12 protein-coding genes are annotated in these 12,450 nt (G+C 61.0%); 4 read left to right on the forward strand and 8 right to left on the reverse strand.

Translation table 11 applies throughout. The annotated features are described in order from the left end of the window. The first annotated feature begins 29 nt into the window (after nt 1-29). From V7Q10_RS05110 to V7Q10_RS05125, 4 genes are all read left to right on the forward strand, one after another. Nucleotides 30-185: a hypothetical protein gene (locus V7Q10_RS05110; protein ID WP_333867976.1), complete on the forward strand. Its 156-nt coding sequence runs from the start codon at nt 30-32 to the stop codon at nt 183-185. Next, on the forward strand, nt 176-823 hold the full coding sequence (locus tag V7Q10_RS05115; protein WP_333867977.1) for a DUF1638 domain-containing protein: 648 nt from the start codon (nt 176-178) through the stop codon (nt 821-823). The genes V7Q10_RS05110 and V7Q10_RS05115 overlap by 10 nt, the downstream gene beginning before the upstream one ends. Before the next feature lie 72 nt (nt 824-895). After that, nucleotides 896-2,281, forward strand: a complete 1,386-nt coding sequence (locus V7Q10_RS05120) for an FAD-binding oxidoreductase (protein WP_333867978.1) — start codon at nt 896-898, stop codon at nt 2,279-2,281. Continuing rightward, nucleotides 2,278-2,658: a DUF4440 domain-containing protein gene (locus tag V7Q10_RS05125; RefSeq protein WP_333867979.1), complete on the forward strand. Its 381-nt coding sequence runs from the start codon at nt 2,278-2,280 to the stop codon at nt 2,656-2,658. Before V7Q10_RS05120 ends, V7Q10_RS05125 begins: the two co-directional genes overlap by 4 nt. Here the strand turns inward: V7Q10_RS05125 and recN are convergent, their stop codons facing one another. The 8 genes from recN to murB form a co-directional block, all read right to left on the reverse strand. Further along, complete coding sequence (gene recN, locus V7Q10_RS05130; protein WP_333867980.1) at nt 2,659-4,296, reverse strand: DNA repair protein RecN; 1,638 nt, start codon at nt 4,294-4,296, stop codon at nt 2,659-2,661. It lies immediately after the preceding gene. A 36-nt stretch (nt 4,297-4,332) separates the two neighbouring features. Next, the gene (locus tag V7Q10_RS05135; protein ID WP_442885823.1) at nt 4,333-5,184 is read right to left on the reverse strand and encodes an outer membrane protein assembly factor BamD; all 852 of its coding nucleotides are present in this window, start codon (nt 5,182-5,184) and stop codon (nt 4,333-4,335) included. Between the two features lie 175 nt (nt 5,185-5,359). Beyond that, nucleotides 5,360-6,274, reverse strand: a complete 915-nt coding sequence (gene lpxC / locus V7Q10_RS05140; RefSeq protein ID WP_333867981.1) for a UDP-3-O-acyl-N-acetylglucosamine deacetylase — start codon at nt 6,272-6,274, stop codon at nt 5,360-5,362. A gap of 183 nt (nt 6,275-6,457) precedes the next feature. Beyond that, nucleotides 6,458-8,092, reverse strand: a complete 1,635-nt coding sequence (ftsZ, locus tag V7Q10_RS05145) for a cell division protein FtsZ (RefSeq protein WP_333867982.1) — start codon at nt 8,090-8,092, stop codon at nt 6,458-6,460. A gap of 209 nt (nt 8,093-8,301) precedes the next feature. Beyond that, nucleotides 8,302-9,636: a cell division protein FtsA gene (ftsA, locus tag V7Q10_RS05150; protein WP_333867983.1), complete on the reverse strand. Its 1,335-nt coding sequence runs from the start codon at nt 9,634-9,636 to the stop codon at nt 8,302-8,304. After that, a complete protein-coding gene (locus tag V7Q10_RS05155) occupies nt 9,633-10,532 on the reverse strand; it encodes a cell division protein FtsQ/DivIB (RefSeq protein ID WP_333867984.1) in 900 nt (299 codons plus the stop codon). The genes ftsA and V7Q10_RS05155 overlap by 4 nt, the downstream gene beginning before the upstream one ends. Further along, nucleotides 10,520-11,440 carry a D-alanine--D-alanine ligase gene (locus V7Q10_RS05160; RefSeq protein ID WP_333867985.1) on the reverse strand — a complete coding sequence of 307 codons (921 nt, stop codon included), beginning with the start codon at nt 11,438-11,440 and terminating at the stop codon, nt 10,520-10,522. Before V7Q10_RS05160 ends, V7Q10_RS05155 begins: the two co-directional genes overlap by 13 nt. 50 nt (nt 11,441-11,490) lie before the next feature. Beyond that, nucleotides 11,491-12,411, reverse strand: a complete 921-nt coding sequence (gene murB / locus V7Q10_RS05165) for a UDP-N-acetylmuramate dehydrogenase (protein ID WP_333867986.1) — start codon at nt 12,409-12,411, stop codon at nt 11,491-11,493. Between the last annotated feature and the right edge of the window lie 39 nt (nt 12,412-12,450).

Raw genomic sequence — 12,450 nt, forward strand, 5'->3', positions numbered from 1 at the left:
CCACGTTAGCAGGGAGATCGGAGGACGTCATGCCATTGCCAACTTTCCTATTCCTGATTCTGACAGTGCTTCTTGCCGCGGGGCTAAGCATCACCTTGGTGCATATGACTGGGGCTTCGATGGTCTGGCTGGGCCTGCTGGCGTTGTTTGCCGCTTGGGGTGTGCGCGGGCTGAAATGGCTTTAGCGCTGGACGACGGCACGCTGACCGAGGTTGGCTTGCCGCCAAGTCATCAAGGCCGGATCTTGCTGATCGCTTGCGGGGCCTTGGCGCATGAGGTGCTGGCGCTGAAACGGCAAAACGGCTGGGATCACATGGATCTGCAATGCCTGCCCGCCAATCTGCACCTTTACCCCGAGAAGATCACCGCAGCCGTCGCCGCAGCCGTGGCGCAATACCGCAGAGCCTATCAAAGCCTGTTTGTGCTTTACGCCGATTGCGGCACCGGCGGGCTTTTGCAGGCCAAGTGCCAAGAGCTTGGCGTCGAGATGATCGCGGGCCCGCATTGCTATTCGTTTTTCGAAGGCAACGCGGTTTTCGCCGAAAAGGCCGAGACCGAATTTACCGCCTTTTATCTGACCGATTTTCTGGTGCGCCAGTTTGATGCCTTTGTCTGGCGGCCAATGGGCCTCGACCGGCATCCGCAATTGCGCGACATGTATTTTGGCAATTACACCAAGCTGGTCTATCAGGCGCAGACCGACGATCCCGCGCTGGACCTGAAGGCCGAAGACTGCGCCAGACGGCTTGGCCTGGCTTACGAGCGCCGCTTTACCGGCTATGGTGATCTTGCCACGACCATGGCTGCGGTCGCAAAAGGCTAAGGCGCAGAGAAAGCTTGCCCAAAGCCACCGCGCCCAATTGGCAAGCCCCCTGCAAAAGCCTATCTTTGCGCCATGGCCGCTTTGAACCCGATCTTTGATGCACTTGCTGACCTGCGCAGCTTTCTGGGTGACCGGCTGTCGACGGCTGCGCCGATCTTGGCGCAACATGCGCAAAGCGAAACCCATATCACGGCGCGCGCGCCCGATGCGGTGGCCTTTCCAAACAGCACCGAAGAGGTGGCACGCATTGCCGCCGTTTGTGCCAGCCACGCCATGCCGATGGTGGGTTGGGGGGCAGGCAGCTCGCTTGAAGGCCATGCTTTGGCGGTGCAGGGTGGGCTGACGGTTGATTTTCGGCTGATGAATCAAATCCTTGCCGTCTACCCCGAGGATATGTTGGTCGTGGTGCAACCCGGCATCACGCGCGAAAGGTTGAACCTGGATCTGCGCGACACCGGCCTGTTCTTTCCCGTCGATCCTGGTGCCAATGCCAGCCTTGGCGGCATGGCCTCGACCAGGGCTTCGGGGACAACGACGGTGCGCTATGGCTCGATGCGCGACAATGTGCTGGGACTTGAGGTGGTGCTGGCAGGCGGGCGGGTAATCCGCACTGGCAGCTCGGCGCCGAAAACCGCTGCGGGCTATGACCTGACGGCGCTGATGGTGGGATCAGAGGGCACGCTGGGGCTGATCACCGAGCTGACGCTGCGCCTGCATGGCCAGCCCGAAGCGGTTTCGGCCGCGACCTGCGGCTTTGCCGACATCGCATCGGCGGTCGATTGCGTGATTGCCACCATTCAGACCGGCCTGCCGATGGCGCGGATCGAGTTTCTGGACGAAGCCAGCGTGCGCGCCTGCAACGCCTTTCACGCCACCGCCCTGCCCGAGCAGCCACAGCTTTTGGTCGAATTTCACGGCAGTCCCGCAAGCGTGCAGGAACAGGCCGAACGCTTTGGCGCGATTGCGCGCGAATTTGGCGGCAGCGCCTTTGCTTGGGCGCGTGCGGCTGAAGACCGCAACCGGCTTTGGCGGATGCGCCATCAGGCATATCCAGCCATTCTGGCTATGCGTCCGGGGGCCACCGCCTATGTCACCGACGTCTGCGTGCCGATCTCGGCGCTGGCGCAAGCGGTGCTGGAAACCCAAGCCGATATCGCCGCCAGCGGCATCACCGGCCCGATCTTGGGCCATGTGGGCGATGGCAATTTTCACGCGATCCTTTTGGTGTCGCATGACAATCCTGCCGAACATCTTGCAGCCGAGCGTCTGTCCACCCGCATGGCCGAACGCGCGCTGCGTTTGGGTGGCACGGTGACGGGCGAGCATGGCATCGGCTTTGGCAAGCTGCATATGATGGCCGCCGAACATGGCGCGGCCTGGACGGTGATGGGCCAGATCAAACGCGCGCTTGATCCGCATAACCTTATGAATCCTGGAAAGCTGGTACCCCAAAAATGACTCCCGAAGATTTCCCTCGGCTTTTCGCCGCCGCCTTTGCCGCGCGCGATGCCAGCCAAATGGCCGCTTTCTTTCAACCCGACGCCACCTTTGGCAGCCTGACTGGCCTTTGGGTGGAAACCCCCGAAGAGATTTTGGCAGGATTCGAGGCCGAAATGACCGGCGTCTTCAAATCCGCACGGCTGGTGACGGGTAAAGGCACGCTGCGCGATTTGTCGCCCGAGGCCACGCTGCTGCGGCAACGCTATACGGTTTCGGGCGCACAAGACGAACAGGGGGGCGAACTGCCGCGCTTTGCCGCCATGCTGGTTGCCGTGTTGGAAAATGGCCGCGACGGCTGGCAGGTGCAGGCGATGACCTTTATCGCCCTGCCCTGATTAGCCCAAAAGCGCGCGCGCAGCCTCGCGCGCGGCTTCGGTGACACTGTCGCCAGATAGCATCCGCCCGATCTCTTCGATGCGCTCGTCAGGGTTCAGCGGCACCACGGTGGAGAGGGTCTGGCCCTTGACCACGCGCTTTTCCACCCGCCAATGATGCCCGCCCAAGGCCGCCACTTGCGGCGAATGGGTCACCACCAAGACCTGCGCTTGGCCTGCCAGTGATTTCAGACGGCGGCCCACAGCATCAGCGGTCGCCCCGCCCACGCCGCGGTCGATCTCGTCAAAGATCAGCGTCAGACCCGGCGTGTCGCCGGTCAGACAAACCTTCAACGCCAGCAAGAACCGCGACAATTCCCCGCCCGAGGCGATTTTGTTCAAAGCACCCGCCGGCGCGCCGGGGTTGGTGGCCACGGCGAACTGCACCGCATCGACGCCTTCGGGGCCCTGTTCACCCAAGCTGACTTCGGTGGTGAAAACTGCGCGCTCCATCTTCAGCGGTGCGAGTTCCGCCGCCATCGCACGGTCCAGCCGTTGGGCAGCCGCACGGCGCGCCTTGGTCAGCGCCATCGCCTCGCGCTGAAAGCTGCGCTGCGCCTCGGCCAGGGTCTGTTCCAGCTTGGCAATGCCCGCCGCCCCGCCATCAATCGCCGCAAGCCGCAGCCGCAGGCCATCAGCAAAGCCGCCCAGATCATCGGCCAAAACGCCATGCTTGCGGGCCAAAGCGCGGATCGCAAACAAACGCTCTTCCATCGCGTCAAGTTCAGAGGGGTTGAAATCCAACTGCCGCAAGCAGCTTTCGACCCCCGCCTGCGCATCGCCCAATTCGATCAGCGCGCGCCCCAAAGCCGCAAGCGGCGCGTCAAGCTGGCCATTGGCACGGTCCGATGCGCCCTCTAGCCAGCGCATCGCCTCGCGCAGCGTCGCCTCGCCGCCATCAGTCAGGCCGGCATAGGCGCGCTGAATGTCGGCGCGGATCTTGGCCGCGCCCTGCATCATCCGTCGCTTGGCGTCCAAGGTCGCCTCTTCGCCCTGCTCAGGCGCCAGCTTATCCAGCTCTGCCACCGCATGGCGCAGATAGTCTTCCTCGACCTGCGCGCGTTCAAGCGCCGCTGTTGCCTGTGCCAAAGCATCGCGTGCTGCCGATTGCGCCCGCCATGCCGCACGCGCTGCTGTCAGATCGACGCCCGCGAAATCGTCCAGCAGATTGCGATGCCCGCGCGGATTAAGCAGGCCACGGTCATCATGCTGGCCGTGCAACTCGACCAAAGTGTCCGATAGCTCGCGCAGAACCTCGCCCGAAACGCGCCGATCGTTGATATAGGCGGTCTTGCGGCCATCGGCGGTGTTCACCCGCCGCAGGATCAACTCGTCAGGATCAGGAAAGCCCGCTGCCGCCAGAACCGCCCGCGCGGCATGGCCCGCAGGCAGATCAAATTCGGCCGTCACCTCGCCTTGTGCTGCGCCTGCGCGCACCAATTCCGCCCGCCCGCGCCAGCCAAGCACAAAGCCCAAAGCATCAAGCAGAATGGACTTTCCCGCGCCAGTCTCGCCAGTCAGCACATTCAGACCAGGTGCGAATTCAAGGCTGAGATGGTCAATGATCAGCACATCGCGAATATCAAGGCTACGCAGCATCGCCCACACCATAGGCCGCCGCCGCTTTTGCGGTGATCACAGCCACTGCCCCTTGATCATCTGGCGGTAAACCTGCGCCAACCAATTCGAGCCCTTTGGCTTTGGCTCCAAACCCTTGTCTTTCAACAGCTTGAAGCTGTCCTCGTAAAAGGGGCTGGATTGATAGTTATAGCCCAAAATCGCGCCAGCCGTCTGCGCCTCGTCTGTCAGACCCAGCGCCAGATAGGCTTCAACCAGACGGTGCAACGCCTCGGCGGTATGGCTTGAGGTTTGGAAATCTTGCACAACGGCGCGGAACCGGTTGATCGCGGCCGCGTAATTGCCGCGTTTCAGATAATAGCGGCCAATTTCCATGTCTTTCGAGGCCAGATGATCAAAGGCCATCTCGAATTTCAGCTGCGCCGATTTTGCGTATTCGCTGTCTGGATATTGCTCGATCACCACCCGCAGCGCCTGTAAGGCCTGATAGGTCAGCCCCTGATCGCGGCCAACCTCGTCAATCTGATCGTAATAGGACAGTGCCAGAAGATAGGCCGCATAGGCTGTGTCTTCCTCACCCGGATAATAATCCAGATAGCGCTGCGCCGCGGTGCGGGCTTCTTCGTATTTCTTGAATTTATGCAAGGTAAAGGCCTGCATGATCAGCGCGCGCTTGGCCCAAGCCGAATAGGGGTAAAGGCGCTCGACCGTCTGAAAGTATTCCAGCGCTTGGCCCTTTTTGGCGGATTTATCCTCAAGCAGGAATTCGCCGCGCTTAAAGATGTCTTCGGCGCTCAGTGTCTCAAGCGGCACATCGTTGGCTTTCTGCGCCGCACAAGCTGCCAGCGTGCCGAGCAAAACCGCACCGCACAGCATCCGCAGCGCTTTCCCTGACTGTCTGCCTGCCATCTTCCGCCTACCTTAATTTCCCGCGCAAGAGCCACCACTAAGGGTCGCGTTCATCACGCTTTGCAAACACCTATCACAGAAAAATCGCCGGCGCAAAATGGCTTTCTTAAGCTTTGGCGGTTTCGCTTCACTATAAATCAGCTGGCAGCAAACCGACCCGCGCGCAAGTCCGATGCTAACGCGGCAGATCGCCGCGATGCACACCAACGCCGGGCAATTTGCCACCGGTATGGCCTTCGCAATTGTGATAGGCCCAAGCGTCAGGCTGGGCAAACAGCGCGCGCAATAGCTTGTTGGTCAAGGCATGCCCCGCACGCACGCCGGTATAGCGGCCCAAGAGCGGCGCGCCAGCCAAAGCCAAATCGCCCATCGCATCCAGCATCTTGTGGCGCACAGGCTCGTCGGCATGACGCAGGCCGCCCGGCGACAGCACATTCGAGCCGTCAAAAACCACCGCGTTTTCCAGCGTGCCGCCCAAAGCCAGCCCACGTTCGCGCATCGCAATCACATCCGCATTGCGGCAAAATGTTCGGCTGTTGGACAGTTCACGCACAAAAGCGCCATTTGCCATGTTCAAGACCATCGACTGCTTGCCAATTGCGGCTTCGGCGAAATCAATGCGGAAGTCGATTTCCAGCATTTCAGAGGGTTCCAGCCGTGCCACCGCATCGCCATCGCGCACTTCAACTGCGCGTAGCACCCGTATGGCCAATACCGGCGCATCTTGCACCAGAATGCCCGCTGTCAGAATGCCGTCTACGAAAGGTGCAGCCGAGCCGTCTAAAATTGGAACCTCTGGCCCATCCACCTCGATCAGCGCATTGCTTATTGCAGATCCAGCCAAGGCCGCCATCACATGCTCAATCGTCGAGACCGACACGCCAGCGTCATTGGCAATCAACGTACAAAGCTTTGAGGGCACAACCGCATCCCAAACGGCAGGAATCCGCGCATCCTGCGCCCCAACATCGCTGCGCAGGAACCAGATCCCATGCCCAACCGGAGCTGGATGAATTTTCAGCGTCACAGCCGCACCAGAGTGCAGGCCCTTGCCCTGAAAAACAGCCGTGGATTTTAGCGAATACTGCAACAAAACTCTCCGATGTGGGCGAAATGCACAGATTCCGCCATTGCCCCTTAGCTAAGTCGAAGCAAGCGGAAGCTCAATTCACAGTTTGTAACTGTCTGTAACAGAGAATTAACCCTACAAGCCCTTGATAGAAAACAAAAAAGCCCGGAAGGTCCGGGCTTTTTCCAATATGTTACCAAAAGCTTAGTTGGCTTGACGGCGCAAGAAGGCTGGAATCTCGATGCGTTCCTGATCGGCAGACATCTCTTGCTCGTCATCATAAGAGGTGACGGGTGGCTGCTGGCGGGCCGAAACCGCGCGCTCTTGGGCGGCTTCGCTTTGGCCACCCGCCATGCGATTGATCAGATTGCCAATGCCAAAGCGCGGACGCTCTGCTGGTTTTGGCGCAGGGGCGGCTGCGGGCTGACGTTGCTGTGGCTGTGCCATGCCGGGGCGTGCGCCCTGCTGGATTGGCGATTTGCTAACAGCGGCTTGCAGACGAGCCAAGGCTTCTGGCGAAGGCGACCCCGCTGCGCGCGGACGCGGCGCGACAAAGCTGCCGGCATCATTGTCAAGCGATGCTGCTTGGCGTGGTGGCTGCGGCTGTGCGGCCTGCGGACGGTAGGCCGGAGCCGGCATATCGTCTTCGGCCAGCGCCTCGGGCTGCTGTTGCGGTTGCGGCTGTGGTGCAAAGCTTGGCTGATGCGACTGGAACAGATCGGCAGCCACCGGCTGCGGCTGGGCTGGCTGCGGCGCTGGGGCTGCAACCTGCGTGGCGACATGCGACACGGTCAGCTTCGGCTCTGGGGCTGGCTGACGCAAAGGCTCGCCCATCGGGCGGCGGGCAACCGGACCTTCAGCGCGAGCCGCGGTGACATCAATCCCCGTGGCCACAACCGAAACCCGCAAAACGCCGTCAAGCGTGGTGTCCAGCGTCGAGCCGACGATGATATTCGCATCTGGATCGACTTTTTCACGGATGATATTTGCCGCCTCGTCCAATTCGAACAGGGTCAGATCATAGCCGCCAGTGATGTTGATAAGCACGCCCTTGGCGCCATGCAACGAAATCTCGTCAAGCAATGGGTTGGCAATCGCCTTCTCGGCGGCCTCAACGGCGCGGTTTTCGCCCGAAGCTTCGCCGGTGCCCATCATCGCCTTGCCCATCTCATCCATCACCGCGCGCACATCGGCGAAGTCGAGGTTGATCAGGCCAGGACGCACCATCAGATCCGTGACACCCTTAACGCCCTGATAAAGCACATCATCCGCCATCGCAAAAGCGTCGGTGAAGGTGGTGCGCTCATTGGCCAGACGGAACAGGTTCTGGTTTGGAATGATGATCAGCGTGTCGACAACCTTTTGCAGCGCCGCAATGCCCTCTTCGGCTTGCTTCATCCGCTTATTGCCCTCAAACTGGAACGGCTTGGTGACAACGCCGACAGTCAGCACGCCCAATTCACGCGCAGCCTGCGCGATGATCGGGGCCGCGCCTGTACCGGTGCCGCCGCCCATGCCTGCGGTGATAAAGCACATATGCGCGCCCGCCAGATGGTCAACGATTTCTTCGATGGTCTCTTCTGCGGCAGCAGCCCCAACCGTGGGACGCGCGCCAGCACCCAAACCTTCGGTCACTTTCAGACCCATCTGAATCTTAGAGGTTGCCTTGCTTTGCTGCAAAGCCTGTGCGTCGGTGTTCGCAACCACGAACTCCACACCCTCAAGATTTTTCTCGATCATATTGTTGACCGCATTGCCGCCGGCACCGCCAACGCCAAACACCGTGATGCGCGGCTTCAGCTCGGTTTCTGTCGAAGTCATGATCAGATTCAATGCCATTTTTTGTCCGCCTGTTTTTATGCGGGCTGCCGCCGCTGTTTGCCGTGTCAGCGTTCAAAACCTGTCCCGAGGCCGAAAACGCATATTTATCCCCGATTCTATCCACATGAAGCCGCAACGTCACGCAAAAAAGTCACAGATTCCACCAAATATAGCTGAATTCCGCTTGTTTTTCACGGCATATTGCCGACTTGCGTAAATGTAGCGGTTTACCAGTTGTCCTTAAACCAACGGAAGGCCCGTTTCAGCGAGCGCGCTGGATAGCGTTCGGTCGGAATGTCAAAGTCCCACCACTCGTCTTGCGGGTGGCTGGCGAAAAGGCACAGGCCCACAGCGCTGGAAAACGCAGGCCCGGTTGCCGCCTGCGGCAGGCCCTGCACCCGCATCGGGCGACCCATACGAACACGCTGGCCCAAGATGCGGCTGGCCAAACCATCCAAACCGGGGATCTGGCTTGCGCCGCCGGTCAGTACGATCTGCTGGCTGGGCAGGCTGTCAAAGCCTGCCACATCCAGCCGCGCGCGCACTTCTTCCAGAATTTCCTCGACCCGTGGCCGCATGATGCCGATCAACTCGGTGCGGCTGATTTGACGCCGATCTTTTTCCCAATCGCCACTGTCGCCGCCGATTTCGATCATCTCGCGGTCGTCCATCCCCGTGGCATGCACGCCGCCGTGTTTGGTCTTAATGCGCTCGGCCACCACCAGCGGCACTTGCAACCCCTTCGAGATATCTGACGTCACATGGTCGCCGCCCATGCGCACGCTATCCGCATAGATCATATGCTTTTTCATAAAGATCGAAATGCCCGAGGCACCGCCGCCCAAATCAATGCAGGCAGCCCCAAGTTCTTGCTCGTCTTCCACAAGGCTGGAAATCGCCGAGGCATAGGCCGAAGAGGCAATGCCCGCCAGTTCAAGGTCACAGCGCTTGATGCAATACAAAAGGTTCTGCACCACGCTTGCATCGACCGAAAGCATATGCAGATCGCAGGCCAAACGGTTGCCAATCTGCCCGCGCGGATCGCCCAGACCCGAGCGGTGATCCAGCGCAAAGTTCACCGGCTGGGCGTGCAAAATCTCGCGGCCCTCGCCAAAATCTGGCACATCGCAAGAGGCCAGCACCTGGGCCACATCCTGCTCACTGACCACCGAGTCTTGTAGATCCCACTCGCCCGCCAAGCCATAGCTGCGCGGCTCTGCCCCCGAGAAACAGGCGATCACATGGTCCACCCGCACGTTTGCCATCTTTTGCGCGGCCTGCACTGCGGTGCGAATGGCGCGCTCGGTTTCATTCATCACCGCGATTTCGCCAAAGCGCACCCCGCGCGATCGGGTGGTGGCAGCGCCAATCACCCGAAACCGCGACTGACCCGCCATCGAGCCCACGCCATCGACCTCGCGGTCGGCCTCGATGCCGTCAAAGCGCAGCACAAGACAGGCAATCTTCGAAGTGCCGACATCCAAAATCGCCACCACACCGCGCTGCATCGCTGCCCGCCGCATGTGCCGCATCGCCCGTTGGGATTGATAAAGGTCGGTCATAGGTTGTTCCCTGCGCTCGGTGCCAGCCCTTGTGCCGCGCGGGCCTCGTTCAAAGCGAACGGGGCCAGACGCAGCGCGGGCCGGTCTTGATTTCTAAGGTCGATAGAAAGGATGTCGCGATCCAGCAGCTTTTCTGCCTGATCTAGCGCCAAAAGTCGTTCAAGGGCCGCAATTGGATTGCTTTGCGGCAGCCGGATGGTCTGATTGCGGTCCAGCACCAGATTCCAGCGCCGATCCCCGACCCGCACCAAGCCGCGCAGACGGGACGCTATCGGCGCGGCAGCGTCAAAGACCTGCATCGCTTCGCCAAGAGCGCGGTCTGCCCCCTCGCCTGCAACCAGTGGCAAATCGGCGCGATCGGCGCGCGCAATCAGGCTGGCCACGCGGTGGCCGGTCTTGTCCAACAACTCCAGCCCCGTGTCCTTACGCCAGACCATCACCGGCTCGCGTTCGGTCAACAGCACCAGCAAAACACCTCCCGAGCGCACCCGCAATTCGGCCGAAGCCACGGCGTCCAGCGCCTCGATCTTGGCGCGCAAGGCGGCCAGATCCAGATCAAACGACGACATCGGCAGGCGCAGCGCAAGTTTCGCGCGCACCGCATCCGACAAATCGCGCGAGGCGCCCTCGACCGACATCAAAGACACCCGAAACTCGGGGCGCTGCTGAAACTGCTGCTGCAAATTGGCAAAGCTTTGCAAAATCGCGCTGCGGCGGGCATCACTGGCAAAGATAGCCAAGCCCAGCAACCCAATCACCACCACCGGCCCGCCAAAGCGGAACAGGCCGCGAAACACCGGCGTCAGCCACAAGCGCTGCATGCGGTACTGCCAGCGCGAAGGGGCCGGATCGCGGCGCAGATAGGCAGGATCAGCGCGGCGGCCTAGCGGTTGCATGAGGCATCCTCCACGATCCAGGCGCAGAACTCGGCAAAGCTGATGCCGCAATGCGCCGCCTGCTCAGGCGCAAGCGAGGTTGCGGTCATGCCGGGCTGGGTGTTGGTTTCCAGCAGGATCAAACCATCCAGCCCGCGCGCCTCGTCCCAGCGGAAATCGGTGCGGCTGATGCCACGGCAGCCCAAAGCCTGATGCGCGCGCAGGGCATAGTCCAGACAGGCGGCCTCGATCTGGGCAGGGATCTGCGCAGGCAGCACATGGCGCGATCCGCCAACCTTGTATTTCGCGTCAAAATCATACCAACCATCGGTCAGGATATCGGTGACACAAAGCGCGCGATCCCCCATCACCGTGACCGTCATCTCGCGCCCCGGCGCATAGGCCTCGACCATCACGGTTTCGGGCATGGTATCGGCAAGGCGCGGCGCATTGCTGCCCGCCTGCACGATATAAACCCCGACAGAGGAGCCCTCGTTATAGGGTTTGACGACATAGGGCGGCGGCAAGACATGGCCTGCCGAGACCGCATCGCGGCTGGCCAGAACCGATTGCACCACGGGCAAGCCATTGGCGACATAGACCTCTTTGGTCTTAATCTTATCCATCGCCAGCGCTGACGCCAGAATGCCGGAATGGGTATAGGGCAGGCGCAGCCATTCCAGCAGGCCTTGCACCGCGCCATCTTCGCCCCAAGGGCCATGCAGCGCATTAAAGCAAACGTCGGGATTCAGGGCAATCAAACGTGCAGAAAGATCGCGGTCGCAATCGACCTCGACCACCTGATATCCGGCCTCCCGCAGAGCGGCGGCGCATGCGCGCCCAGTGGACAGAGAAACCTCCCGCTCGGAAGAAAAACCGCCCATCAAAACTGCTACTGTGGAGGCTGCTCTGTTAGAGCCATCCGCCATTTTACTGCCTCATCCAAGCCTTTGATGGCCTGTGATATTTGTTATATTCGTCAGGGCCGTTCGCCGACCCGCATTATTTCCCACTCTAGCGTGATCCCGCTGTTTTGGAAAACCTTTTTTCGCACGTTTTCGCCTAAATCTTCCAAATCTGCCGCCGTCGCCCCCCCTATATTGATCAGAAAGTTCGAATGCATCGGCGACATCTGCGCACCACCCAAGGTTGCGCCGCGCAGACCGGCCTCATCTATGACCTTCCATGCCTTCAGCGTCTGGCTGTCATCGGCGCGCCCCGTGCTGGAATGGCCGACCGGATTGCGAAAGGTCGAGCCCGCCGAGCGGTCTTTGGTGGGTTGGCTTGCGTCGCGTTTGGCGATCTGGTCCAACATGCGAGCATCCAGCGCTTCGGGGTCAGCGGGGTTTGCGTGAAATCGGGCACTCAGCAGCACCCAGCCTTCGGGCAGGCTGGATTGACGATAGCGCAGATCAAGGTCTTTCGCCGCGATCTCGACAATCTCTCCCGCGCGTGTCGCGCATCGCACCGCGATCAGATGATCGGCGACATAGCTGCCATAACAGCCCGCGTTCATCCGCACAGCGCCGCCGATGCTGCCCGGAATGGTGCGCAAAAACGTCAGATCCAGCCCCGCCTCGGCCGCACGACGTGCGACATGGGCATCAAGCGCCGCAGCCCCCGCAGTGACCACGCCGTCTTTGCAAGCAATCGCGTTAAAGCCGCGCCCCAGCCGGATCACCACCGCCCGCAGCCCGCCATCGCGCACGATCAGGTTTGATCCAACGCCGATAGGAAACACCGCCACATTATCAGGCAGGGCGCGCAGGAAATCGCACAGGTCTGCTTCATCCGCCGGTTGAAACAGATAATCGGCTGGCCCGCCGACGCGCAGCCACGTCAGATCGGCCAGCGGGCGGTTTGCGGTCAGGGTGCCGCGCACGGCGGGCATTGAAGACATGGCTGTGCGCCCTTTCATAAATCCGCCAAAGTCACGCGC

Origin of the sequence: Cypionkella sp., assembly GCF_036782355.1 — a bacterium.
Lineage (GTDB): Bacteria > Pseudomonadota > Alphaproteobacteria > Rhodobacterales > Rhodobacteraceae > Cypionkella.